The organism is Acinetobacter sp. GW821-FHT09D10 (assembly GCF_059416285.1).
On the sequence record NZ_JBWKOW010000011.1, the window covers coordinates 37,641 to 63,246 of the forward strand.

Annotated in this window: 31 protein-coding genes and 1 pseudogene; 7 read left to right on the forward strand and 25 right to left on the reverse strand. The window is 35.9% G+C overall.

Annotation, left to right across the window (positions count from 1 at the left end; genetic code table 11):
- Together AC07M3_RS17920 and AC07M3_RS17925 are read right to left on the reverse strand one after the other, a co-directional pair.
- Positions 1-435 carry a DNA breaking-rejoining protein gene (locus AC07M3_RS17920; RefSeq protein ID WP_494567928.1) on the reverse strand — a complete coding sequence of 145 codons (435 nt, stop codon included), beginning with the start codon at positions 433-435 and terminating at the stop codon, positions 1-3.
- Between the two features lie 16 nt (positions 436-451).
- Positions 452-556: pseudogene (locus AC07M3_RS17925) on the reverse strand (hypothetical protein); the annotation flags it as partial.
- A 78-nt stretch (positions 557-634) separates the two neighbouring features.
- Here AC07M3_RS17925 and AC07M3_RS17930 point away from each other — a divergent pair.
- Positions 635-1,141, forward strand: a complete 507-nt coding sequence (locus tag AC07M3_RS17930) for a GNAT family N-acetyltransferase (RefSeq protein WP_494567929.1) — start codon at positions 635-637, stop codon at positions 1,139-1,141.
- Positions 1,142-1,234: 93 nt separating this feature from the next.
- On the opposite strand, the gene AC07M3_RS17935 is transcribed toward AC07M3_RS17930, so the two are convergent.
- The 4 genes from AC07M3_RS17935 to AC07M3_RS17950 form a co-directional block, all read right to left on the reverse strand.
- Entirely contained in the window at positions 1,235-1,597 is a 363-nt protein-coding gene (locus AC07M3_RS17935; protein WP_494567930.1) for a NirD/YgiW/YdeI family stress tolerance protein, read from the reverse strand.
- A 247-nt stretch (positions 1,598-1,844) separates the two neighbouring features.
- Complete coding sequence (locus AC07M3_RS17940) at positions 1,845-2,132, reverse strand: hypothetical protein (protein WP_092706911.1); 288 nt, start codon at positions 2,130-2,132, stop codon at positions 1,845-1,847.
- A gap of 273 nt (positions 2,133-2,405) precedes the next feature.
- Positions 2,406-2,537 (reverse strand): hypothetical protein, encoded by a 132-nt coding sequence (locus tag AC07M3_RS17945; protein ID WP_004643213.1) that lies wholly within the window; start codon positions 2,535-2,537, stop codon positions 2,406-2,408.
- Between the two features lie 151 nt (positions 2,538-2,688).
- Positions 2,689-3,558: a LysR family transcriptional regulator gene (locus AC07M3_RS17950; RefSeq protein WP_133746843.1), complete on the reverse strand. Its 870-nt coding sequence runs from the start codon at positions 3,556-3,558 to the stop codon at positions 2,689-2,691.
- A gap of 235 nt (positions 3,559-3,793) precedes the next feature.
- Between AC07M3_RS17950 and AC07M3_RS17955 the strand changes: the two genes are divergently transcribed.
- Complete coding sequence (locus AC07M3_RS17955; RefSeq protein WP_494567931.1) at positions 3,794-4,648, forward strand: DMT family transporter; 855 nt, start codon at positions 3,794-3,796, stop codon at positions 4,646-4,648.
- 56 nt (positions 4,649-4,704) lie between these two features.
- Here AC07M3_RS17955 and AC07M3_RS17960 read toward each other — a convergent pair whose 3' ends face one another.
- Positions 4,705-4,968: a hypothetical protein gene (locus AC07M3_RS17960; protein WP_307009119.1), complete on the reverse strand. Its 264-nt coding sequence runs from the start codon at positions 4,966-4,968 to the stop codon at positions 4,705-4,707.
- Between the two features lie 595 nt (positions 4,969-5,563).
- Entirely contained in the window at positions 5,564-5,878 is a 315-nt protein-coding gene (locus tag AC07M3_RS17965; RefSeq protein WP_003652340.1) for a winged helix-turn-helix transcriptional regulator, read from the reverse strand.
- A gap of 110 nt (positions 5,879-5,988) precedes the next feature.
- Here AC07M3_RS17965 and AC07M3_RS17970 point away from each other — a divergent pair, with 110 nt between their 5' ends.
- A complete protein-coding gene (locus AC07M3_RS17970) occupies positions 5,989-6,405 on the forward strand; it encodes a carboxymuconolactone decarboxylase family protein (RefSeq protein WP_494567947.1) in 417 nt (138 codons plus the stop codon).
- 88 nt (positions 6,406-6,493) lie between these two features.
- Here AC07M3_RS17970 and AC07M3_RS17975 read toward each other — a convergent pair whose 3' ends face one another.
- The 6 genes from AC07M3_RS17975 to AC07M3_RS18000 all read right to left on the reverse strand — a co-directional run bounded on the left by AC07M3_RS17975 (position 6,494) and on the right by AC07M3_RS18000 (position 9,441).
- Entirely contained in the window at positions 6,494-7,069 is a 576-nt protein-coding gene (locus AC07M3_RS17975; RefSeq protein WP_494567932.1) for a lysozyme, read from the reverse strand.
- A gap of 15 nt (positions 7,070-7,084) precedes the next feature.
- Positions 7,085-7,594: a hotdog fold domain-containing protein gene (locus AC07M3_RS17980; RefSeq protein ID WP_494567933.1), complete on the reverse strand. Its 510-nt coding sequence runs from the start codon at positions 7,592-7,594 to the stop codon at positions 7,085-7,087.
- Positions 7,595-7,780: 186 nt separating this feature from the next.
- Complete coding sequence (locus AC07M3_RS17985) at positions 7,781-7,981, reverse strand: hypothetical protein (RefSeq protein WP_003652344.1); 201 nt, start codon at positions 7,979-7,981, stop codon at positions 7,781-7,783.
- A 144-nt stretch (positions 7,982-8,125) separates the two neighbouring features.
- Positions 8,126-8,395: a hypothetical protein gene (locus AC07M3_RS17990; RefSeq protein ID WP_133746849.1), complete on the reverse strand. Its 270-nt coding sequence runs from the start codon at positions 8,393-8,395 to the stop codon at positions 8,126-8,128.
- A gap of 296 nt (positions 8,396-8,691) precedes the next feature.
- Positions 8,692-9,066: a TonB C-terminal domain-containing protein gene (locus AC07M3_RS17995; protein WP_494567934.1), complete on the reverse strand. Its 375-nt coding sequence runs from the start codon at positions 9,064-9,066 to the stop codon at positions 8,692-8,694.
- Positions 9,067-9,216: 150 nt separating this feature from the next.
- Positions 9,217-9,441 carry a hypothetical protein gene (locus AC07M3_RS18000; RefSeq protein WP_133746851.1) on the reverse strand — a complete coding sequence of 75 codons (225 nt, stop codon included), beginning with the start codon at positions 9,439-9,441 and terminating at the stop codon, positions 9,217-9,219.
- Between the two features lie 309 nt (positions 9,442-9,750).
- Here AC07M3_RS18000 and AC07M3_RS18005 point away from each other — a divergent pair, with 309 nt between their 5' ends.
- Positions 9,751-10,272 carry a hypothetical protein gene (locus AC07M3_RS18005; protein WP_494567935.1) on the forward strand — a complete coding sequence of 174 codons (522 nt, stop codon included), beginning with the start codon at positions 9,751-9,753 and terminating at the stop codon, positions 10,270-10,272.
- Between the two features lie 32 nt (positions 10,273-10,304).
- Here AC07M3_RS18005 and AC07M3_RS18010 read toward each other — a convergent pair whose 3' ends face one another.
- A complete protein-coding gene (locus AC07M3_RS18010; protein WP_494567936.1) occupies positions 10,305-10,754 on the reverse strand; it encodes a carboxymuconolactone decarboxylase family protein in 450 nt (149 codons plus the stop codon).
- 23 nt (positions 10,755-10,777) lie between these two features.
- Positions 10,778-11,194, reverse strand: coding sequence for a cupin domain-containing protein (locus AC07M3_RS18015; protein WP_494567937.1), 417 nt, complete (start codon positions 11,192-11,194; stop codon positions 10,778-10,780).
- 98 nt (positions 11,195-11,292) lie between these two features.
- Here AC07M3_RS18015 and pdxR point away from each other — a divergent pair, with 98 nt between their 5' ends.
- Both pdxR and AC07M3_RS18025 read left to right on the forward strand, forming a co-directional pair.
- The gene (gene pdxR, locus AC07M3_RS18020) at positions 11,293-12,708 is read left to right on the forward strand and encodes a MocR-like pyridoxine biosynthesis transcription factor PdxR (RefSeq protein WP_494567938.1); all 1,416 of its coding nucleotides are present in this window, start codon (positions 11,293-11,295) and stop codon (positions 12,706-12,708) included.
- 287 nt (positions 12,709-12,995) lie between these two features.
- The gene (locus AC07M3_RS18025) at positions 12,996-13,391 is read left to right on the forward strand and encodes a Fur family transcriptional regulator (protein WP_092706885.1); all 396 of its coding nucleotides are present in this window, start codon (positions 12,996-12,998) and stop codon (positions 13,389-13,391) included.
- 42 nt (positions 13,392-13,433) lie between these two features.
- Here the strand turns inward: AC07M3_RS18025 and AC07M3_RS18030 are convergent, their stop codons facing one another.
- Positions 13,434-14,117: a Fe2+-dependent dioxygenase gene (locus AC07M3_RS18030; RefSeq protein ID WP_092706883.1), complete on the reverse strand. Its 684-nt coding sequence runs from the start codon at positions 14,115-14,117 to the stop codon at positions 13,434-13,436.
- Positions 14,118-14,210: 93 nt separating this feature from the next.
- Positions 14,211-16,445 (reverse strand): TonB-dependent receptor, encoded by a 2,235-nt coding sequence (locus tag AC07M3_RS18035; RefSeq protein WP_092706881.1) that lies wholly within the window; start codon positions 16,443-16,445, stop codon positions 14,211-14,213.
- Between the two features lie 498 nt (positions 16,446-16,943).
- Here AC07M3_RS18035 and AC07M3_RS18040 point away from each other — a divergent pair, with 498 nt between their 5' ends.
- The gene (locus tag AC07M3_RS18040; RefSeq protein WP_494567939.1) at positions 16,944-19,133 is read left to right on the forward strand and encodes a TonB-dependent receptor family protein; all 2,190 of its coding nucleotides are present in this window, start codon (positions 16,944-16,946) and stop codon (positions 19,131-19,133) included.
- A 76-nt stretch (positions 19,134-19,209) separates the two neighbouring features.
- Here AC07M3_RS18040 and AC07M3_RS18045 read toward each other — a convergent pair whose 3' ends face one another.
- The 7 genes from AC07M3_RS18045 to AC07M3_RS18075 all read right to left on the reverse strand — a co-directional run.
- Complete coding sequence (locus AC07M3_RS18045; protein WP_494567940.1) at positions 19,210-19,761, reverse strand: TetR/AcrR family transcriptional regulator; 552 nt, start codon at positions 19,759-19,761, stop codon at positions 19,210-19,212.
- Between the two features lie 571 nt (positions 19,762-20,332).
- The gene (locus tag AC07M3_RS18050; RefSeq protein WP_494567941.1) at positions 20,333-20,890 is read right to left on the reverse strand and encodes a chorismate mutase; all 558 of its coding nucleotides are present in this window, start codon (positions 20,888-20,890) and stop codon (positions 20,333-20,335) included.
- Positions 20,891-20,967: 77 nt separating this feature from the next.
- Positions 20,968-21,651, reverse strand: a complete 684-nt coding sequence (locus tag AC07M3_RS18055; RefSeq protein ID WP_494567942.1) for an SDR family NAD(P)-dependent oxidoreductase — start codon at positions 21,649-21,651, stop codon at positions 20,968-20,970.
- A gap of 9 nt (positions 21,652-21,660) precedes the next feature.
- Entirely contained in the window at positions 21,661-22,422 is a 762-nt protein-coding gene (locus tag AC07M3_RS18060; protein WP_494567943.1) for an SDR family NAD(P)-dependent oxidoreductase, read from the reverse strand.
- 7 nt (positions 22,423-22,429) lie between these two features.
- Complete coding sequence (locus tag AC07M3_RS18065; RefSeq protein ID WP_494567944.1) at positions 22,430-23,116, reverse strand: glutathione S-transferase; 687 nt, start codon at positions 23,114-23,116, stop codon at positions 22,430-22,432.
- Positions 23,117-23,347: 231 nt separating this feature from the next.
- Positions 23,348-24,367 carry a Csu type fimbrial protein gene (locus AC07M3_RS18070; protein ID WP_494567945.1) on the reverse strand — a complete coding sequence of 340 codons (1,020 nt, stop codon included), beginning with the start codon at positions 24,365-24,367 and terminating at the stop codon, positions 23,348-23,350.
- On the reverse strand, positions 24,358-25,606 hold a 1,249-nt coding region (locus AC07M3_RS18075; protein ID WP_494567946.1), incomplete at its 5' end, for a fimbria/pilus outer membrane usher protein. The genes AC07M3_RS18075 and AC07M3_RS18070, both read right to left, overlap by 10 nt.

Sequence of the window (25,606 nt, forward strand, 5' to 3'; positions counted from 1 at the left end):
TCAAATATTATTTTTTACTTTATTTAATAATTCGACATCGAGATTATATTTCACAGTTTTATGTTTACGAGCACTATTACGCATTTGATAAACTTGAATAATATAATCGCCATCAACTGGCAAAGCGAGCTCTCCTTTCGATCCTACAGTTGAGCCAATTAATAATGCATTATCTTTACCTGGTTTTTTCCCCGGTGCAAAAATATTGACATAGGCTAAATTACCAAGACTATTAACATTATATTTTAATACTTGTCCATTTTTTGCAGAGATTCTATATCTTACATCATCATAGCCCTGAAATTTTCCAGTTAATGTGGTACTCGTTGAACCTTGTAAAAAATTAACTTTTTGCTCAACATTTTTAGCTAAAACAGAGAATGATGTAGTTGAAATCAGTGTAGATAATAATAAAGTTTTAATGATTTTTTTCAATTTCCGCTCCTCAAAATTATTTATAAATTATTATATTAAAATAATTTTTATAAAATTTTACTTTATGTATGATTTTGATGAGTAATAGTTGTCTTTTATAATTAGTAACAAATAAGGTATCTTAAAAAACCTAGATTACTGTTTTACTTATCTAAAAAGTTAAATCGTATAGCAAATCAATAAATCTGGAAAAATTTTAATGAATATTACGATTCGTGATGAACGAAATGAGGATGTTGAAGCAATAGAAAAACTAACGAAAGCAGCTTTTCAAAATGCTGAGCACACCAGTCATACAGAACATTTTATTGTTAATAGCTTAAGAAAGCATGGACAACTTACCATCTCTTTAGTCGCGATTGAAGATAGCTCTGTTATAGGACATGTGGCTATTTCACCAGTTCAAATAAGTTCAAGGGATATAGGTTGGTATGGTTTAGGGCCTATCTCCGTTCATCCAAATAAACAGGGGCTTGGTATTGGCTCGCTTCTGATGAATGAATCACTAGAAAAATTAAAAAAGTTAGGTGCAAAAGGATGTGTTTTACTGGGTGATCCCAACTATTACAGCAGATTTGGTTTTAAAACCTATCCCAAGTTAATTTTGCCTGATGTACCAAGTGAGTATTTTCAGGCCTTAAGCTTCTCAGGCAATATTCCTAAAGGATATGTAAGCTATCATGAAGCATTTAATGCAACCCAATAATAAAAATTATCGTCGTTAAAAAGAGAACTCCTCTGGAAATAGGAGTTCTTTTTTTTGTTTGCTTTGAGCAATATTTATATAAATGATCTGGTTTTATTTAACACGCTCAATCTTAAAAACCTCAATATCAGTTGGCTTAACTCTATGAGTGTCCACCTCTCCTACAACACGGACTTTATCTCCAGCTTTTAGTTGTAAAGGCTTCCACAAATCATCATCTACATCAATTACAATTGAACCTGTAGCATCTTTAAACTCAAAATGATCACCAGCAATATGCTTTACGATCGTACCCGTTAAAGTTACTCCAGATTCATCAGCCAAGGTTTTTGCTTTAGACACCGTGACTATATTTTTTGTCGCTTCTTTTAATAAGGCAGCATCTGGTTTAGCCAATACCGCATTACTACCCAATAAAGCCAACCCAGTGAATGTTGCTAAGAATATTTTTTTCATTACGATGACCTACTTTTAATGTTCTTAGTTATATAAACAAATTCTTTTAAAGTTATAGATTTAGCTTTCGTGGTTTTTTGTATCTTATTAGAGTCTTTGTTTAATGAGGATGGATAAAAACAACAAATCGTTTCTTTAAGTTTTTTCTTCCAACAACCATTTTGAGCCTTTAGTTGTGTCGTTAATTTACTTAAGAAAACGCTTTCCTTAAGTAAATTAAACTCAGCATTAAAATATCACTTAATTGTTAAGCAACAAGTTGTCCTAAATTCGATAAAATATTTATGGCTTCCGTTTCATCCTCTGTTTGCCCAACAATCATTCGGTCATATGAAATTCCACCAATCTCAATATAAATTTTCGGATTTGGAAGTTGAGGGATATAAACTTTTAGTGGTTGATAAAGAGCTAGAAGATAACCAAATGAATCATAAGGATAATGATCATTTTTTAATGTCTTCTTTATCACCATGTAAGTGTTCAAGATATCTAGAATAAAACCATATTCATTTTCAGAATGAAATTTAGCGTCCATACCCACCTCCTTGATTAATTAATATTTTTATAATCAAATTTAAAGGTTAAATTTCTGATCTGATGGCATTTGAACCAATTTACTTTAAATATAGAGTTATATTTAAAATGATTGGTGTTGGATTTAAATATATTTAAAACCTAGCATATTAGTCAACATATTTTGAACAGCACCATTAAAAATAAATATTTTGAGTTACAAATCACACTTTAGAGTGAAAATAAAAAGATATAAAAAAGCCCATCTTACGACGGGCCTAAGCATTCATCTAGATTATGAATCTTTGTCCATTGAATGAGGGGTTGTCGTTTTATCTTGCTGTTTTGTATCGTTTTCACCTTGGCAAGCGCTCACACTTAAAGAAATAATCGCAGCTAAACCTAAGGTAGCCATAATTTTTGTCATACTTCACCTCATGAATTGTTCAGATAGTGATTAATAAATACTTTTTATTCGTTTTACGATCAGCATACGTTTCTAGGCTTTTTTGTAGATTTCGCGCAAAAATGTAAAGCTCTTTGGTTTGACATTTAAATATCAATTTAAGATTTGGCCATTAAACGTTAACTGAGTGTCTGAGCGTTTTAATGAGTAATTCATATAAGTGATCTACAGCCTTCGACTCTAACGATGACCTACTCCGATAAACCGCAGCCTCCATAGGCTCTAAAGGTCCGAGGCCATGATCTGCACCTAATATGGTTAAATGCTCAGGTGCACTACACTGCGTAAACACGGCGATTGCTAAACCACTTTCAACTGCTGCAATTTGACCAGCTAAACTTGAACTGTTGTAGACCACTCGATAACGGCGCCCTTGTAATGCTAAAGAATGAATAGCACTCTTTTTGGCTTGGCTCGTACTTTCATAAACTGCAATGGGGAGTGGATCTTCTCGCCAAAGTTCAAACTGTGGAGACCCTACCCATACCATTGGTTCATGAAATAAAAGTGTTCCTTGACGAGCGTTATCTCTCGAAATTAATGCTAAGTCTATATCACCACTTTCTACCCGCGGAATTAAAGAGGTAGATTGTTCACAGATCAATTCGATTTCAACACCTCCATAACGTGGTGCAAAACGCTTAAGTACGGGCGTTAAATATTTAGCAGCATAATCGTCTGGTACTCCAAGGCGTATACGGCCCTTCAATTCATCCCCATGAAATGCCATTTGTGCTTCTGCATGTAAATCGAGAATACGGCGCGCATAACCTAAAAGTAGTTGTCCTTGAGAAGTTAACTCAATTTGTCGGTGCGTTCGTATTAAAAGTTGGCAATTTAGAGCTTCTTCTAATTTTTTCAATTGCATGCTAACAGCAGATTGCGAACGATAAAGCTCAGGCGCTGCATTTGACAATGAGCCTGTATCTACTACTGTGACAAAACACTTCAGCCAATCAATCTGTAGGTTCTTTAAATTCATTACGATTTATCTATTCGATTTTCAAATAGTATATAAAAGAATTATGCGCTTTTCTTTACCTATTCTCTCTTCCATACTGAAATCATAATAAGTTCAAAGCGATTTATTTGTCCTATTCACAATTTTAACCAAGATCAGTACATGATTAGTGACTGAACAACACATTAATAACTGCATTTACTAACAATTTTATCACTTCGTATTTCTTAGGTATTACACACTAGGAGGAGGTTTTATGCGCCTAAATAAACAGATGCTTGCATCACAAAGTGCAACATCCGCTTTTGTTTTACTCTGGGGTAGTGCCGCAATTTTTACTCGATGGGGGTTAGATAATGCCTCGCCCATAGCATTATTAATTCTGCGTTTTTCTACTGCTTTGATTGTTCTGTTCGTACTTGCTCTATTTAGAAAAAGACTTTTACCCAAACATGGAACTCGAAAACAAGTTCTGCTTACTGGGTTGCTTATTATTGCAGGTTATTCAATTTGCTATTTTAAAGCGATGGCCCATGGCGTCACTCCTGGCTTAATGGCAACAATTATGGGAATACAGCCCATACTCACGCTTTGCCTTATGGAAAAGAATTGGCAAAAAGAAAGACTGTTAGGATTATGCATCTCTTTAGCAGGGCTCATACTTTTAGTCTGGAAAAGCCTGACAATGTCTTTTATTGCTCCAATTGGTGTGCTGTTTGCCTTGGCTGCCCTCATCTGTATAACTTTTGGGGCCATAATGCAAAAGAACATTCAACAAGCCCCGACAGATGTCTTACCTCTACAATATGTAATCAGTCTTATCGTCTGCTTGTTTATAGTTCCCTTTGAACATTTTGAAATCACGTGGAATTCACAACTGATTATTTCAGTCTTATTTCTCGGAATTTTAATTTCTGTAGTTGCTCAGCTTTTACTTTACCGACTTCTAAGTCAGGGCAGTATTGTAAATGTGACAAGCCTGTTCTATCTGGTCCCTATCGTGACTGCACTTTTAGATTTTCTAATTTTAAAAAATAAGTTACCACTAGCAGGTTTAATTGGGATGATTGCAATTTTGCTAGGCTTAATGCTCGTATTTAAAAAGAAATAATTCTTAAAAATTTTAGGATAGAACCCTCAATCGAGGGTTTATTTTTAAGTAAAAACTTAGCCCAATTTTTTCCAATCAGTTCCAATTTGAGCTAAAGCGGGTAATTCATCACTATTAAAAACATTAAAATTTTGGTCAATCGCAAATCGATAGATAGGTATCGAATCAGCTTCAGTTTTCTTAAAGAATCTGAAGTTTTCAGTAAGATGATAATTACCAGCTTCTGTAGATTTTATTGCTGTTCCTGACGGTATATGAATATAACTTTCGCACTCCACTTCAACGTTATTTCCGGCAAGATCTTGATATGAAAATTTCATGTTTCAATCCTTTTTAAATTTTTATGATTGAGAAAAACTTAACACGCTATTTGATGAGATGATGGAAACTTTTTTCAACTAATTGTTTAACTGTGTATATTTGGTTAAAACTAGAATATTTTTTAAAGATAAAAAAGCTAATCAAATATTAAGCACCTTTCAAACACTTTAGTTAAGTCTATTGAAAGACTATATGAGTAATTAAGATGTTTTAAATAACTGTCATAAGTTTTCTTCTTTCTTGCTTCAATTTCAGATATACTGCACTTAGTATGAGATGAGCCTTATATAGTTCATTGCTAGATCAATGAACGACTAAGCCCTTCGCTTTCGAGCAAGGGCTTTTTTAACGCCTATAATTTGAGAAAATTATGCCTATATGAACTGTTCGGTCGGCCATTGGTTTGCCTTTATAGTGCAGGTCTGTTAGATTGGTCTTGTTCATCAACTCCTATTGTTGATGAATACTGAAGCCTGATTCGTAGCATCAGGCTTTTTTACACCTAAAATTTGTATAAATGATCCGGTCAAAATGATGACATACGATCTCGACGTGACCGGAAACAAAGTAAATAAAACTATAAAATAAACCGCACTATCTTACTTTTAGCCAAGAGCCAACTTCTTTTAGCATCTCAACTAAACCATTTAATTTCTTACCATCTTCCGTTAATGAGTACTCAACTTTAACAGGAACTTCCGCAAAAACTTCTCTGTTAATAAAACCTTCTTCTTCAAGAAAACGTAACTCTAAAGTTAACATTCTTTGAGAAATATTAGGTATTGCCCGTCTTAGCTCATTAAAACGCATAGGTCTTTCGATGAGAAATGAAATAATTAACATTCTCCAACGACCACCTAATACTGTCATTGCCTCTTCTACAGAACAGCCAGAAATATTATCTTTCATTGTGTAATTAGGTATAAAAAATATACCTATATAACAAAATAGTGCCTAATTTACAATCTATACCTAGTGATGAATAATAGTTTTTTATCACGAAAAAACTGGTCTATATGATGGAATATAAAGAAGTTGCTAAAAAAACGATTAATCATTTGTACTCAGCACATGCATCTATACGAACCTCAGGCATTGATCCTCAAATAGTTGCTTTAGTTGAGTTGTATGTGTCACAAATCAACGGTTGTGCTTACTGCTGCGCTTTTCATGCTCAAGAATTAAGAGATATGGGAATGAGCCAAGCAGTCATTGATAAAATTCCGGGCTACAAACATTCGAATGTCTTTTCAAAGAAGCAACTTCTTGCTCTTGAACTTGCAGAGGCAGTCACTTTTTTATCTGAAAAAATTGAAACTGTAAAAGCTCATTTAGCCGAGTATTTTAATGAACGAGAGATTGTAGAGTTGACCACCAGCATTTCACTCATGGGAGCATTAAACAGGCTCAGAATCACCTTAGGGGATAAGAGTTAATCAATCCAATTTCTATATGAAAAAGCCCTGATCATTCGAGGCTTTTTCATGATTTTTTCTGACAAAACTTAATAAAGAATTGAGACAACTACTTTGATGATAAAAATAACTTCTTTTCGATTGCCCTACGATTAACCAGCCCCTGCAAACGCTTACCGCCTGCATTTACCCATACATCAAACTGGTTTGCTGCTTCTTTGTAATCACCTGAATTTAACTTTTTGAGTAAGGTCGAATGTTTAAAGGCACCTACGCCAATGTTATACGTTAGAGAGACTAGTGCATCGAATTGATTCTGTTTTAGAGGAACAGTTACAGAACTACTCACTGCACGCTCAAATATCTTTAAATCATGCTGCATATAAGTTTTAGCTTGTTCAAGAGAGCATCGGTCTCCTTCACTTACACGCTTACCATTAGGATATCGCGTCGTGCCATATCCAATAGTCCATACGCCAGTACCATCATCATAAGCACTGAGCTTTAACCCTTCAAAATTACAGATTTGGTTTACACCTTCCACACTAAGAGACATCTCATCAACAGCAACACCTATCAATTCATCGCCATGATCAGTTGCCGTAGCAATGAGGTGATCCGCTGTTGCATCTTGCTGAGGCTTGGCAGTAAAAATTTTGCGGAGATAATCCAATATTTTTTGCATTTAATGCCCTGTTATTTACTTTTTCTCTGTAACCCAAAGCGTAATATATCCTTGAACTACAGGCTGCCCATCCGCTCTATAAGCATTAACTTTTATTTGCATATCTCCCACCTTCCATTCCTCATCAATTGTTGCCACTAACTTAATATCAGAATCTGCCTTAGCGACATAATTTACGCTCATGCCTTTAGGAAGCCATCTTAAATGTTGAGGCACAGATGCTTCAGCTAACACTCCCATGACAAATTCCAGCCCATTACATATCGCAATCACGTGTACCGTCCCGATATGATTTTCGATTGATTTATTTTTTTTGATCGAGGCTTCACACACGTCTACATCTAATTTTTGAATAATTGGATTTACAGTCTGAAAATAAGGAGCGACTCGACTAACAATTTTTGATAATAGCGTTAATCCGCCTGGTACGATTTTCAGAGTCCTAAATGCGAGCAAAACATCATTGACAGGTGGAACAGCTTTATTTTTGATTTTGTTGGTAAATGTAGAAATATAATTACTCATAGTTTTACTTCAATTCGATAATAAATCATTCAATAAATATATATGTACACATCTCTACACTCATTGCTTAGTTCTCATTTTTTTGAGTCATTAATGATAATAATTGAATAACCTCTGACGTATCGTACTGTTCAGATAAAAAAGTCAAACCTATTAAAAATGCCCAATATGGAATTGGGCTTTGAGTTATTGTTCGATTTCGATGGGATCCCCATCTTCAGGGCGAATGTGTCGCTCACCATCATCTGCGGGATCTACACTTGAGCCATCTTTTGTAATGCTGTTATATAACTCATCCTCTTTTTTATCATCGATAAATTCTTCATCGGCAAAATCGAGAGGTTCTTCATCATCGTCAAAATTTAAGGGTTTTTCTTCATCTATCATGAGATTCATCCTTTACTTAACTTGTGTCACTCCATGCTTAAATAATTAACGGATACATTCAACCCCAAACAATCATCATTTGTGTAACTGACACTTTAAGATACATTTATCCCCGCTAAAAAGCGGTCAATGAACTCTTATGAATTAGCTTTTATTATTTTCAAGATGGTTCAAAATACTACTAATTTTTAAAAGCAAGTAGCCGAACAGTAGTCCATTAAATATAATGAAGAGACCTACTGTAATCATTTCTTTAGACCAGATTTGAATAATATCTAGATTATCATTTCTTGTTTCAACTTGCCCATATGACAAAATAAAGGCCAGTCCTGCCACAATTCCAAATAAAATTACGCTCCACGCTACAACTGAAGTTGCCTTACTTTCTTTCAGAGATTTCTTTGCTTCACTCATACTTCGTCTTTAACATATTTATGGATTCACATATTTTTTATAATAATTTAATACCCTTTTAAAGTTTTGTTTATGTTATGTTTTGATAGCAATGTAACTAATGTTTATATTTTGTTTGCTAATAAATAAAATGTCTTATTTGTTATCTAGAATCAGAATGAAATATTTATTTTTTATTTTAAAGAAAATCTTTATAGCAATTAAACTAACTATTTTCGGTATTTCATGAAACTAGAGAGCAAATTTATATACCTTAACAATTTTAAATTCGCCCCTAATAATTAAGAAGAACTCATTTATTTCGCCTGAAATTTCATATTGAATCTTCTTGCTTGTTTTCTTACTTCTGGATTGGAAGGCAAAGCAAATGGACTTGCACGCCAGATCGCTTTTTCAATACTTGTTTTAAATTTTTGTTCTTCTTTATCTAAAAAGATGATTTGCTCAATTTCCCCACTATCACTTAAAAATACTTTAACACTTGCACTCATCCCTGTAGAAGAATTTGGAACTTCCCATAATTTATAAATTTTCTTTTGATATTGTTTTTTATATTTATCAGCCTCAGAAGTGATTTTATTATCAGTCACTTGAACAGGAGTGGCTTGTTTATGAGCAGTAGTACACCCAACTAATAAAAATAAAGAAGCAATAATAGTGAAGTTTTTCATTTTAAATACCTTTTTTCAATAACTAAAATTTAACAGTTTAAAATTTAAAAAACCACCCGAAGGTAATATTAATCATTAATTATTCCTCATCAACAAAGGTGGTAAGCCACGCTTATTCCACCTTTGTTTAAATTAATACTTTATTTTTCTTTAAAAAGGGACTTCGTAACGAAAATTCATATTTGAATTCTCAGGCATATTATAGATATCTTGATCTGTAAAAATTCCGTGTTCAGGTGTTTTAAAACTATTAAAGGCTTTATTTTCTGGAACAATTGGAGATTTATTTAAGTAATTTTCTTGAGAATTATATGTAGATGAAGCACAGCCAATCAGCCCAAAACCCAATAAAGATATAACTAAAAACGTCTTCATAAATTTCGCCCACTGTTATAAAAACCACACAATTTAACAAATTGAATCGCCCTTGTCACACCTACACTATTTAGTTAAGCTTAATAATAAATTTAAAAGAAGTATTTTAAAAAATTAGAATCTGTTACGGAATAAATATTAAAATTAGATAATGGACAAACACCCTAAAATTAAAAATTTTAGATCTTATATTATATAAAGTTTTTTGCGGAGCTCTCAATAGAACTTCGCGCAAATCTGTCCATTCAACTTGTTGTTGACCAGATGATCAAATACCCTAAAAATTTAACCTTTAAAAACTAAACTTTAATGTTACAATACAGTGATTTACTCAATTTCAATTGGACTTCAAAAGAAATGAATAGATTGTTATTAACTTTTTTATTTTTAAATATTAGTCTTTTTTCTTCCTCTGCATTTTCTGAAACAAACACATTTCAAATGAAACAAGAATATAGCTACCCTAACTTTAATAAGCATAAAAGCATGCTTGAAGTGAACGCGAGTTCTCAAGAACATAAATTTAATGGGCAACCAAAAGACTTTTCGAATTCTGCCGTTCATGATCAAAATGTAGATTTTTTTGAAATTGCAAAACAATATCAAGAAAAAGAAACTAAGCCATCCTACTCTACTCATGAAACAGTCAATATGAGTGATCATGAACGTAGTCTTTACTACATCAGAAATCATGATAATGTGAATATTCAAAGGGAAATTCATGGTCAGCAGTTTAAAGCGCTAAAACAACAGCGAGATAAAGGCGTGATTTCGAATGATGTATATAAAGAAAAGGTCTACAAAATCTTAAGCCAACCTTCTTTTAAATAAGTTAGAAGCCCTCACTTGAGGGCTTTTGAATATTACTTAGCAGCTTGTGGCGTATTTCTAAAACTAATTGCCATACGGTTATATGCGTTCATCAGGCTAATAGCTATCGTCAAATCAACCAGTTCTTTTTCATCAAATACAGAATGAGCAAGTTGGTAAACATCATCAGGTACTCCTGTAGTAGAGACTTTGGTTACTGACTCAGCCCAAGCTAAAGCTGCTCGCTCCCGTTCATCAAATAGATGACCACCTTCTTGCCAAGCCTGAACTAAAGCTAGTTTCTCGATGGCAACACCTTTCTTGATTAAATCTCTCGTATGCATGTCCAAACAATATGCGCAATTATTAATTTGCGATATACGTAGATAAACCAATTCTACTAACTCTGTTGATAAACCGCTTTGCACTACATAGCTATAGACACCACCTAGAGCTTTAACGCCTGCTGGAGCGACCTGATTATAATCAATACGTTGGACCATAATAAACACCTATTTACTTTCAATTATTTTACTGGGGTAACTAATTCTTTATCATCAGTATCTACAACAAATACTGCCAATAGCTTTGCTGGTTTGGTCTTACTCACATTGCGACTAATAGAATGAACTGCTCCTGGCTCTTCAAACCAGCTTTGACCTGCCTGATAAATTTTTGACTTCTCATTATTCACTTTAGACTCAATACTTCCCTCAACTACATAGGCATATATAAAAGATGATTTCGCATGGGTATGAGGAATAGAAGCATCACCAGGTGGATAATCGACTTCTAAAGCAATAAGCGACTTACCCGGTATATTCGGAATTATGTGTTCAAAATTAGGTTTAACTTTTTCCACTGGCTCATGTGCCATAGAGGGTGCAATACATGCAAGCATTAAACCTAAGCCTAAAAAGAATCTTTTTTTGATCATTTCCATTCAAATTAAACCTACATAAAGATAGGGAGTTGTTTTTATTTTATAGATCCGTAGTATAAATTCATGAACCAAAAATGCATTAAAAGGCTGTACCACGAATGTACCAGCAGCTCAAAATTAATTTAGATCGCAAACTAAAAACACCATTAGCAGAACAAATACGCCTTGGAATTGAACAAGCCATTATTTCTGGAACGCTACAACTCGGTGATCGTTTACCCTCATGGATCGATTTAGCCAGTCAACTCGGTGTTTCTAGAGGTACTGTAAAAGTTGCATATGAAAGGCTTGCCGATGGCCAATTTATCATTGCATCTAGATCACAAGGAACACGTGTTGCCTACCAAGCAATTAAGCCGCCCTCTACTCAAGATGACTATAAAAATAGTTCGTTTACACAAATGTATTTAGATATGACATCTATACATGGCATTTTCCAATTAGGCGTTCCCTCAAAAGAAATATTTCCTGCAAAGTTATTTTCAAAAATCAGATCAAGATCTGTGCGTAATGAGTCAAGTGGGTGGCCAAGCTATCCTGACGCTCGGGGGGAATATGGTCTTCGCCGAGAAATTGCTGCTTATTTAGCTCTATCAAGGGGCATTCAATGTACTCCTGACCAAGTATTTATCACTTCAGGTTTCTCTGGTGGGCTGGGCCTTACGTTGCATGTTTTAGGATTAGGTGGAAAAAAGGCATGGGTTGAAAATCCCGGTTTCCCTTTCTCTAAACATGCGCTTGAAGTTGGAAGACTGGAAATATGTCCAATTCCCGTCGATAAAGATGGGATAGATGTAGAGTTCGCAATGAAAAATGTACCGGATGCCTCCCTTGCATTAGTCACACCGGGACAGCAAGCACCTTTAGGAATGTCCCTTTCTTTGACCAGACGATTAAAGTTACTTGATTGGGCTAACCAGAACAGAAGCTGGATTATTGAAGATGATTATTTAGGAGAATTACAATTAGATGGCCGAGCAGCACCCGCCTTATTTTCATTAGATACTGCGGGAAGAGTTATTCACTTAGGAAGCTTTAGTAAAACAATTAGTCCCAAATTACGGATTGGATTTGCAGTTGTACCTTTTCACATGATTAATCACTTTGCAGAAACGACAGCTACTTTAGTACCCGCTCCATCTCCATCTTTACAACTTTCAATTCAAGAGTTTATGCATGAAGGTCATTTTTTAAGACATTTAAGACGAACAAAAAGAACTTATAGTGCTCAGCGTGATGAATTAATTAAGTGTTTAAAACGATTTAATCTGCAAACCTATACTGCTGGCTTATCCGTACTCATTAATTTACCGCCCTCTTTATCTGATCAAAAAATTGTGAATGAAGCATTAGCTTTCAATCTGGCTCCCTCTCCATTATCACTTTGGTACCAAGACCCTAAAAATGCTGTTTCAGGTTTAATGTTAGGTGTTGCAACCTCACCCTTATCAAAAGTAAATCAGTCATGTGAACAGTTAGTAGAGATCATCGAGCAAAATAAAGTTCAGTCATAAAAAACTTTAAAGTTTAGTTGCACAGTCAATATGGCTTTTACACTACTTTTTATTCGTATTAATTAGTACTTTAATGTTATGCATCTCATAGTTCTATTTGGAAAAATTGGCTTCTAACTTTTACTATTTGAATTAAGCATTTTTACTTTTTATCATAATACTTTTTATACCAAATGGTTTACAATTAAGACTAACATCATTGGTTTTAAAATAGATTTTTTTACTTACTACTAAAAAATCCTTAGTAATCAATTTAAATATAAATAAGCCATTAGCAGAGGAACTAAATGGATTATCACCAAGAGTTAATTGAAAATGGTTTATCGGCTACGCCTTCGCGAATTGCTATTTTCCGTTTTTTACACGAGAACGATAAGGGAATAACCGCAGAAGAAATATATCTGTTATCCCAAAAGAAAAACCTAAAAATTAGTCTAGCCACTACCTATCGTACTTTAGCGGAACTTGAACATAGAAAATTAATTAAAAGAGTTGTTTTGGGTAAAAGTAATAGAGGAATTTATAGACCAGCCTCTAATAAAATTAGTTTAAATCTTATTAATACTCAAACTGGCAAATCTCATCCTTTCGAATATGATGAAAAAGTAGAAGAACTATTAGAATGTTTATTGAAAAAAATTGATGAAAAAGCATTAAATATTGAAGTAAATGTCTATAAGTAGCGTATTAAATAATTTACGCTACTTCATTACTTTTCTTGTTATTTAAACCTCAGCCCACTTACGAATTAAGTTGTGATAAGTATTTGTTAAGTTCAAGACTTCTTTGTGATCATCACCCAGTTGCATACGTAAGTTTTGAATAGTTTGATCTAGGTTAAATAACATATGTCGCTCTGCATCATCACGAATCATGCTCTGTACCCAGAAAAAAGATGCTATACGACAGCCTGAAGTAATAGCTGTCACTTCATGTAGACTGGTAGATGGATACAAAATCATATCACCAGCAGGCAATTTAATTTCGTGATATCCATACGTATCTTCAACTACCAGTTCCCCTCCCTCATACTCTTCTGGTTCACTTAAAAAAACTGTACAAGACAAGTCTGTTCTTAAACGCTGATTACTACCACGTATGAGCCGTATTGAATTATCTACATGAAAACCAAAAGATTCATGATTTTCATAACGATTAAATAAAGGCGGTATAATATTTAGTGGAATTGCAGCAGATAGGAATAATGGATGTTTTCCTAAAGCATCAAGGATGATATTACTCAGTTGATGGGTTAAAGGATGATCTTCAGGCAATTGTTGATTATGTTTTACTGTAGCTGAAAGTGTACCAGCAGTGACTTTTCCATTAACCCATTCTACTTTGGCCATTTCTTGACGGAAAAACTGGACTTGTTCTTTACTAAGTACATTAGGAATATGGTGAATCACGGCGATACCTTTAAAATAGCTTTAATTAATAAAATAGCCTCAAATTGAGGCTATTTTAGATTACTTCTTTAGACTAATAAATTTTTAAACTTATTAGTATTTGAAGTTAACGGATAATACTGCACTACGTCCTTCTGCTTCAGTTGCATAGTGTGAAGCATACGCTTTAGTAAAGTAACGCTTATCAGAAAGGTTATTTAAGTTAAGTTGCAAGTTAACATTCTTGTTAACGTCATAACGAGCCATCGCGTCATATCGAACATACGATGGAACCCATTTTGTATTAGCTGCATCACCATATACTTTGTCAGCATAGAAAGCGCCAGCACCCACAGTAACTTGTGGCAATACTTTATATGTAGTCCATAAAGTTGCTGAGTTTTTAGGTACGTTTGGAAGTTGCTTGCCTTTAGCTGCATTTTCAGGAGTACATACACCAGCACGACTACAACTTGGCCCTGGATCAGTATTTTCACTATCTAAGTAGGTGTAACCTGCGCTCATAGCCCATTTATCAGTGATATTACCATTTGCTGAAAGTTCAATACCATCAACTTTACTATCACCACCATTCGTATAAGTACTTGAGTCTACTTGAATACGTGTATTTTGTTTCTCTGTACGGAAAATGGCAGCAGTCAAATTAAGTTTTTCGTTTAAGACATTCCACTTTGTACCAAGTTCAATGGTTTGGCTTTCTTCTGGCTTAAGGTCCATATAAGCTTGACCAATTGACTCAGAACCATCACCACTGTCTACACCTACAGGGTTTGCAGATGTTGCGTAACTCGCATAGATACTGCCGTTTTCGGTAGGCTTAAAGGTGATGCCAGCATTGTAAGTAACAAAATCTTTATTACTTTCAATTTTTGCTCCAGTCGCATTTGTTACTTGCTCTGTATCAAACTTATCCCAACGAACGCCTAGATCCAATAACCATTGAGGATTAAATTCAATGTTATCTAATAGATAAACCCCAGTAGTCTTAGTGGTAGTTGTAGTTGTTGCTTTATTCGCAATACGGTCCCCTAACCACACATCTTTAGAATTAGGGTTTGTTAATGAAGTACACCAAGCATCGTTTATAGCACAATCACTATTGAAACCACCTGTTGTAGAACCCGCATAACCTGGGTATGTAGTTGAATAACTACCTTTATCTGACTCTTGATCGCTGTATTCTGCGCCAACATTGAAACTATGCTTGATAGCTCCAGTATTAAACTTACCTCTTAAAGATAACTGATCGGTAAAAATATCAGTGTCTGTAATTCGAGAGTTAATACGACGCCAAACTTTGCCGTTTGCTACATTACCTTTTGAATCATCTGGTTGAGTCCAAAGATAATCATTTTTTGATTTACTGTAGAGTAAAGTGTTACTAAGCGTAAGATTTTCATTTAAATCATGTTCTACTTTAAAAGTACCAATATGATTTTCTTGTTTTTGGAAATCACGACCTTTTAAGCCATAGTAAATACCTTGTTTAACATCAACAGGTTTACCAACAGTAGCCTTCTTAGTCGTATCGTAATTATATGGAACACCTGAATCCGGAGTGTCATCAGATCTTAAGTAGTAATAACTTAAAGTTGCGCGTGTTGGCGTATCTAATCCAAATGTAATGCTAGGCGCGATACCTACACGCTTGTATTCAGCACCATCACTTTGACCAGCTTTTTCATTTTTGTGCCCCATTAGGACAACGCGAGCAGCCGTACCATTACCAAAGTCTTTATTACCATCTAAGGTAATACGTTGGTAGTTATCGGTACCAGCTTGAACAGAACCTTCTAAAGAGTCACCTTTTTTAGCCACTTTAGAAATCATGTTGATGCTACCACCAACAGAACCTGCCCCGCCCATAGAAGAAGCAGAACCTTTAGTCACTTCAACTTGCTCAATAGCAAACATTTCACGGTTTTGTGATGATGAGTTACGAATACCATCAACGTACATTGAACTTTCTGAGTTGTAACCACGAATAAATGGTCGATCTCCATTCGGGTTACCGCCTTCACCTGCACCTAAGGTAATGCCTGGTACAGTACGAAGTGCATCACTCAATGTATTTACTTTCGTATCTTCAATAAGTTGTTTTGAAATTACTGAAACTGATTTTGGAGTATTTAACAGAGGTGCTACGAATTTAGAATTAGCCGATTTATCAACTTTAAGGCTCTGTACAACTTCTGCATCTGCTTGAACATGAATTAATGGAAGTGGTACTGAATTTTCCTGAGCAGCCATTGCTGTTGTAGCTACAATTGATAATGAAGAGGCTATTGCTGATTTAGCAATCTTCTTGCGAGACTTAATAAATTCCATATGTATTTTGTGTGTTCATGTAAATATTAGCGCGAATAATAATGATTATTGATTAATAAAACAATAATTTAATATAAAAATCCTATAACAAATGTTCAATAAAAATTAATAATTCTTTGATTTTCATTAAAAATATTTATTAAATTATTTTCCTTTTCACACAAATAGCTTTAAAAGTCAATTTATTACCGATTTATCTATATCAAGATGGCAACAACATACTTGTGAGCATCCTAATACTTTTATACTTCTAGTGTCTTTAAACAGAAGTTGTACATTGCTCTACATAAGAAAACTGCATTCTATTAACATCCATTGTCTAGCTAAAACTTTATTGTTTATACCTAAATGATAGCCAGCAATTTAAAATTGCTATCAATTCTAATTTTTTAGAAATTGTTTAAAATTCTAAGAAAAAAAATATAAACCCCTTTATAAAATTTTGTTACTTTTCGCTATAATGATTATAATTATCGTTTAGGATTTCGATAGATAAACATGGAACGCTCATCTGCTCTTTCACTCCCAAATTTTAAGTTCAAAGTTTCTACTCTTAGCTATGCGATCGGACTTGCTTGTACTTATCTAGCAATTCCAGCACATGCTGAAGATACAACTACTAGCGCATTACCAACCATCACTATTAAGGCGCAAGGTAACTGGTTAGAAGAGGCAAATGCCGAAACTGTTCACAAACATGCTGGTGCTCGAACTATTGTTGACCGCAAACGTTTAGATGAAACCGCTGCAACTTCAATCCGCGAAGCATTAAAACAAATTCCTGGGGTTCAAGCTCAAGATAGTAGCGGAACAGGCGGTAGTGATGTTTCACTCAATATTGGTGTCCGTGGTTTAGCATCCCGCCTATCGCCTCGTTCAACAGTTTTATTAGATGGTGTTCCACTTTCATTTGCTCCTTATGGACAGCCACAATTATCTTTAGCTCCCGTTTCAATAGGTAATATTGAATCGGTTGACGTAGTCCGTGGTGCGGGGTCAGTTCGTTTTGGGCCTCAAAACGTAGGCGGAATTATTAACTTTGCGACCCGATCAATTCCACAAGATTTTAGTGGAACTGTTAGCTTAACTTCAGAATATGCATCTAGTACTGACCAAGTAAAACTCAGTCCAAATTTATTTGTTGGAGGAACTTTAGATAATGGATTAGGCCTTGCCCTCTTATATTCAGGGACTAAAGGAAATGGGTATCGAGAAGCAAACAATAAGATTGATATCGATGATGTAATGTTAAAGTCTGCTTATCAATTTAATGATAAAGATTCAGTTGCTTTAAATCTGCATCATTATGAAGGTCGAGGCGAAATGCCAGAGGGTTTAACTCAGGCCCAATATGCAGAAAATCCGTATCAATCTTCTGGTGAAAAAAACTATTTTGCAGGTCGACGTACTGATGTCTCTTTACGTTATAACCATAAAGATGAAAAAAATAACTTCGAAGTTCTGACTTACTACATTGACTCTTTCCGCACAAGTAATCTTGAGACCGTGTTAGCTAATGGTCAAAAGCGCCTCGACTCTGCTCCACGCGACTACAAGGTCTATGCAATTGAACCGCGTTACTCTCGTATTTATCAGCTAGGTAATACTCAAAATGAAGTAACAGTAGGCTATCGCTACTTAAAAGAAGAAAGTTCTGAGTTTGCTGGACGTACTGCATCTTATGCAGCAGATTCATCAGCCCCAGATTTTGCTCCACGTAGTAGCAGCGAAGGTGGCACCAAAGCGCATGCGGTATATATCGACAACCGTATGGAACTGGGCCGTTGGACGATTACACCAGGTGTTCGTTTCGAATCAATTGAAACCCATAATAACTTCACAGGTTATAACAAAGGACAACCTAATACTGTTTATCCAAAAATTGATTCAGACGAATTTTTGCCAAGTTTATCTGTGATGTACTCGGCAAATGAAAATTGGAATATATTTGCAAACGCTGGTGTATCTTTTGGTCCACAACAGTACAGCCAATTGGCTCGACTTGAAGGAACAACCGCAACAGCTACAACCGAAGGTTTACATCCTGAAAAATCGAATAACTATGAAATCGGAACCAAATATCTAGGTAATGGTTTAAATGCCGAATTTACTGTGTTCTATCTAGACTTTGATAAAGAGCTTTCATTAGTACGCGATGCTGGTAATAACGGGATCTGGACAGACTTAGGGGCAACCAGCCATAAAGGTATCGAAACGGGTATTAGCTATGATTTCGGTCAATTAACAGACGCATTAGAAGGCTTAAAAGTATATGGCAACTATACTTTCACCAAAGCAGTAGCTGAAGCTGGTCAGTTTAAAGATAAAGACCTACCATTTTACTCGCGTCATGTCGGTAATGTTGGGTTAGGTTATACCATGGATAAATGGTCTTTAAATGCTGATATGTTTGCACAGTCTAAGCAGCATTCACCAGATCTTCCAGATAGTAATGTCTATCAAACAGAAGAAACTGCTGACGGTAAATACGGAGATATTCCGGGTTATACCACTTTTGCACTCCGTACCTCTTATGACTTAAGTTCACAAGTTAAAGGTTTAAAAATCGCTGGCGGAATCAAAAACGTCTTTGATAAGCAATATTTTACTCGCTCAACAGACTCTACTGGCGGCAAGTATGTAGGACTGCCACGTACTTTCTATCTACAAACCTCTTTTGACTTTTAAAGCTCAATTAAATTGAACAAAAAGCCCTCTTCGGAGGGCTTTTCTTTAAACATTAAACGCTAAAATATTAATCAAATTAAACGAGCATCGACATAAAATATTCTAACAACTTATCTCTTTCATCGATCTTATTTGCACTTAAAAGCTGAACCATTGCTCCATCAATCACAAATAAAAACATGTAAGCATCTTCAACTGTGGCTGTAACTTTTACGGTTAAAAGCAGCTTATAAATTTCTTGAACAAACCAATTTCGGTAGTCAATAACGAGTTTATAGGCCGCTGGATAAAGCTTTTCAATTTCAAAAATTGCTTTAAATGGCAACCGATAAAAGCCGTTTAAGTTTGCATGTAAAAAGTAGATTTTCTTTAACTTATCAAAAACCATAAGTTCTTGGTACGAATGAATAATAGAAAACACCTCATGTTTTAATGCGTCTTTTTGAAAAGTCAGAGACATCTCAACCAGTTTTTCTTTAGAGTGAAAGTAATTATAAAAGGTGGCTTTTGGAATTTTGGCTTCACTAATAATTCGGTCGATACCAATGTAAAACCCATGTTGATTAAATAAATCTTTTGCCGCGTGGAGCACTTGTAGTGCTCTAAATGAAGCTTCTAAATTTGGCATAGATATACCGTTTAAAATAATTTTTTGTTGTATATAAAAGAGATAGAAATGCCCTCACTCTTAAAATGAGCGCTAAAAACAGGCATGTGAAAACGACACAAAAGTGGTGTGTTCGCCTATCTCAGGTTTTATTGTTGCTATGATTTTTTAGTCTTAATGATCTAAAGGTGTAGAAAACCTATAGTCGATTAAACCGTTTTAAAAACTGTTTAAATGGTATGAATAGAGAGACTTTGGCAAAGGCCAATAAAGAAGAAATAGTACGCATGAGCGAACTCCTTTGGGTAATAAAGAAGCTTCACCACATTACTGTCAAATAATGGTGGCGAAACGAGAGAGGGTTGACAGACTGATACCCAAAAGATCAGCACACCCGAGGGTGTCCCCCTCCCGTTCCGCCGCAGAGGGGGCACGCAGGGATGCCCACAAAAAAGAAAGACTTTTTCGTGTGCTTTGGGTATACAGCCTGTCAAAGCCGACTGGCAATGTGGCCAGCAGGCAAAGCATAATCGGAGCGGTTTTGGGTGTCAATGTGATATTGACTAGAAAACAGTTAAATAATTATTGTTTTTCATTCTCTTAACTTAATTTTATTTAGTGTCATACATAAAGCTTTTTTATCGGCTTCTTTAATTTGAGGGTGTTGAACAGACCACATGTAGCCACAGCTATGAGGTGCTTTGTTATTATTTTTCTTGAGTTCATAGGCAATATTTTTTAGAAGCTCTGTGTTTAGCGTACTAATTTTTAAACGTACTTCTGCTAAATCTTGGGGCTTCCAATTGGTTTCCGGACTCGATAACCAGTCTGCTCGATAGCGGTACTGAATTGCCTTAGCAACATTCATTTGAGTCACAATAAATGGCTTCATTGTTTCGCTATTTAAACCAAAAGATTCAGCTTCGGAAACAGATTGATCTAGCACTTTCTTTTCTTGAGTTAAATCTTCAATCGGCAAATGCTGTTCTGCTTTATAACCCGCTACATCCTTCATATAAGATAAGCGCTCGTTAATTAAACGGGCAGTCTGATCATATTGATATGCTTGTGCTAATGAAGAAAAGCCCATGAAAACTGCCAACGTACAAACCGCTTTAACAGCTTGCTGAACACGCATAATTTTTGCCATATAATACCTATCGAAATTATTGTTTTGTCATCATTCCAGATCAGTACTGTATTTTAACAACATGCGAAAGTAAAACTTTAAGATAGACTAAGTTCTTGGCTCCATGCTGAATCAGGTTGTTGATAGATGTGTTGGCACGCTTGCTTAACAGATGAAATAAAGTGCTGGTTTTGTCCATCCCATTTTTCAACCATGCAATAGGTGATATGAATACCTTTAGGTTGAAACTCTCTTGCCAATGACTGCGCTAAAGCACGAATGCCCGCGAACATGCTTTGGCTTAATACATCATAATGAGTCGAGTTGCTAAATGGCGCTCCAAGAAAAATAACTGTGCCCCGCTGTTGCTTTAGCATGGGCTTAATCACAGCTTGCGCTACACTCACAGCACTTAAACCTGTGGTCTGCCAACGGTGTTCAATCTCTTCTAAAGATAAAGCCTCAATATTTGGCGAAGATGAAAAGTTCGGATGAAACACACATAGCTCAATTTTGTGGCCGTGATGAGAAATATAACGCACTAAGCCTTTTAAATGATCTGCATTCACCAAGTTCAAATGGAGTGCTGTCACACCATCATTTATAGAATGGACTTGCATATTCTGTGCAGCTGAATCATGCACAACTTGATAAAGGTGTAATGGAAATTGTGCGTTTTTATCTAGAATTACAAAGTCACGCTCAATCAGGTGTAAATCATGACCAGCAACGACAACACAACCCTGCTTTTTTTGAAATCTTAGAAATATTTTTTTTAGCATTTTAGTCTCTCAAAATTTTTCTTGATAAGGGCGTAAATCCAACTCATGTGTCCAAAGCTCAGGCATTTGTTGGTAAAGCATCCAATAGTTCTCCGCAATTGCATCAATATTGAGTCCACCCGTTCCACGCGTAAGACGGGCTAAACGCCCTAGGCCAAATAATGCTTTATTCACTCTATCGCCATCGACCATTCCATCAATAATCACATGAGCAATATGTATGCCTTGTGATTTATAGATTTGAGCTAGATTTAGTGCATAAGCTCGCAAGGCAGATTTACCCATCGTAAAAGCTGCAAAAAAAGGTTTCCCGCGCAAAGAAGCACTCGCCCCAGTAAAAATAAGCGTACCGTGGTTTTGATCTTTAAAGATTTTTAGACAGCTTTGAGAAACTAAATACGCCGATAAAAAAGTGGATTGCCACATTTGAGTAAAAAACGACAGCGGGCTGCGTAAAAAAATTGAGGGAATATTTCCCCCCACATTATGAATGACTGCGGTAATGCGCTCATTTTGACTGGTGATTGTGTCAAACAAGGCCTGTACTTGCTTTACATCTTCTGCATCCAGACGAAATGCAACAGCGTCGCCACCTTTCGAATGGATTGCAGCAGCCATTGCTTCAATTTTCTGAAAAGTACGCCCAGCGACATAAACTTTTAAGCCTTCTTTTGCAAAACGATGGCACACAGCTGCACCAATGCCCTGCGATGCTCCAACGCCAATAACAACTACACAATCTAATCTTTTATCTGGTGTTGCTAATGTCATGGTCGTTTCACCCTGTTTGTTTTTTATACCATAAAGCAATAAACGGACGATCCAAAATTTCTTTACTAAATTTTTTGCTTGTGCGTATCACTTCACCGAGTTGAGCCACAACAGCAATATCTGCAATTGTCTGTGAGTCTCCAACTAACCATTCACTTTGTGATAAAACTTGTTCGATACGGTCGAGATGCCTTCTGAACTCTTCTTCAACATGTTCAGCTTTCATTCGGCCAAGGCCCTGAAAGAAAAGCTGTGTTTTCAATTCGGCTAAAATAAAACCTTTTACCATTGGTTTTTCATAAGCTGGGCGGCCAACGCTGCTAATGCGAATTGCTTCTTTTAGAGCTTCTGGGTCATTTACCCGTAAATAGACTTCATAAAAATATAGAGACTCGTCTGCCCAGTCTTCCCACAACTCTGCAAGTGCTTTTTGATTTGGATCGTCAGGATAAAGCCGAGGCGTATGTGGATAATTTTCATCCAGATAACGGGCAATTCGAGTACTATCTTGAATTCGCTGACCATTATGGTCAATTACGGGCACCTTGCCCACTTTACTGAGCAAAGGAACTTTAGCCCCTAAAATGCCGTCATAGTTAACTGTTTCAAATGGAATTCCTTTAAATTTCAAAATTCTTGAAACTTTCTGACAAAATGGGGAAATTTCCCATTGATGCAAAATAATATTCGACATTGATTTACCTTTATTTTAATTGCCTGCTTTGCTTACTAGTTCTTTTTTAGAACTAATCAATAAATATACAGAATGTATTTTTAAGTCAAACCATTTTTAATGACGATCAAGTTTCAAAAAACTAAAATCATTTGATTTATATCGTTTTATGCTCAGCCATTTTTAATGAATATAATTGAAATTACGCGGAACCATTCCACTAAAATAGAACCGCGTGTAGGCTCGAAAAAATTAATAAGTCACTGTAACAACAATGCTATCAGAATAAGTGCCTGGTCTACTTGCGATGGAAGTACCTTGCGGAATTTTTCCATAGACTGGCGTAGTTTGAGCGCTACCTGTTCCTGTTCCAGACACTCCACCTGCTCCCCCAATATTAGTCACGCCTCCTGTAGCATCCCAAACCGTACTATAGTTGGAGTCTTTATATAACTGGTAGGGAATAAATTCATTATTGCTATTAATCATACGTCTAAATCCACCCGCTATACGGTTGTTTCCATCTCCTAAATAAATGCTATATGGCGTTCCATAATTACAAGTCGAATTTACAGCTCCTTGTGCTGTGTAATCACGCTTGGTCAGACTAATATCATTTATATTGCCGAAATCTACAGTTGAGGTTGAGTTTAATTGGCACATACTTGGTACCACAAAGTTTGCTGTTAGCAGTGTATCGCCTGAATCCCAACCGCCAATTAAATCACCACATGACAAACCCAAAAGATCCATATCCCAATACAACCGAACCGAAGCCGTATATGTTCCTTTAGGATAGGCAATGAGTGACCCCGTTCGAGCTGGTACTTTCACATTTACTGAGTAACTCACAATATTATTTGATGCGATTGTTGCTACTGGTCCATACCACACATTGGAGGTTTGATTCGTGGTAGAAGACCCAGCTCCACCTACAGTTGCTGTGACAGTATATGGTAAAGTCACACTATTATTCGCAGTGGTTGCTCCCGTAAATACGGTTTTCATACACATAAAATTAGAAATCTGGGGAAGCCCTAAATTCGTGCAAGTAATTGTGCCTGAAAGGTTTACAGTTGCATCACTATTAATATTTGCTGCCGTGTAGGTAAAAGTACTATTAGTAGTTCCGCTTACTGTACAAGCAGCATGTGCTGGACTAAAAAAAGCATAAACGAGATAAAATAAGCAAATGCCTATAAAGTATTTTAAAGACAATGAAAATTTCTTATAGCTCTCTATTTGAGCCTTATTCATAATATTTAATGACATATATAAGGTCCCAATTTCTTAGTTAAGTACTGATTACTGTTATATGTGAAGTCAACTTGGCATGAGCCATGATCCAGAAGATCGACTTCAAGTTTGTTTTGCTTTAATAGGTTTGGAATAAATACTTCACCATCGTAGCCAACTACACCATCTTGTTGCCCATTAATTCGAACCGTATAACCCGGTAATAATGCTGAGTTGTTCGAATCAACAAGTTTCACTAACCCTGAAATGACCTGATGAGCGCCAAAATCAATAAGACCACCTTGGCGATAACCTACAACTGTTTTTTGATCTGTAGATTTAACGCTCCAATTTAAAGGCAGATACGACGGATCTAAATAAATATGATTCTCTTTATATGGCATTAGACTAGGAATCAGAAATCTTCCAGAATTATCGGTTACGCCTAAATTTACCCCGCCATTTATAATTTGACTTTGTGGTCCTGCATTGGTCACGACAGCGTAGCCGTCTCCAATTTCATTGGCCGCAAAAATCCGTCCTGCTGCCGCAACCAACGATCCTGTCGCTGAAACTGCAATCTGATCGTTATCTCCAATTCGGTTATATCGACCTGTCAGGTAGGCTGCCCGAGCACGGTAAGAGGCATAGACCGATGCATTGTTTTGATTGGCATCCTGATCGCGCTCAACATAGCCGCCCCATCCAAATGAGCCGATTTGGGGTTCTGATAAGCCAAATATTTCTTGACGGTAACTCAACCTGCCGCTATCACTAGATACACTCGTAATCGCATTAACTCGGGTAGACGGTGTATAACGCAGTGCAAAGTAAATGCCATAGTCTTTGTGATTTTCATAATCTTTATACGCTGAGCTATAAAATCCCCAGTTCTTGTTCAGGCTTCCGCTTAAATTGGCAGACACTAACTTATAAGAATTGTCGCTAAATTTGATCTGGTTATAACCCAGATAAGCGCTATATCCTTCGTAAAAGTTATAGCTCATCCCCGCCCTAAAAATCTCATCTGCCAGCGCACTGTAGCTCAGATAGTTTTTGGGTTCAGCATCGCTCTGGTTATCTTTTAAGTATCGAATTTGAGACACGCGGGCAAGGTCAAAGTAGTTATCAAATACTTTGCGGTAATTGGTATTAAAAGAAATATTCTTGCTGATACGCCCTTCTAAACCAACCAAGGCAGAATAACCGTTTTCATCTTTATACTGGCTCGCTGCAATGTCGGCATTAATTACCCCAAAACCAAACAGGTTCTTG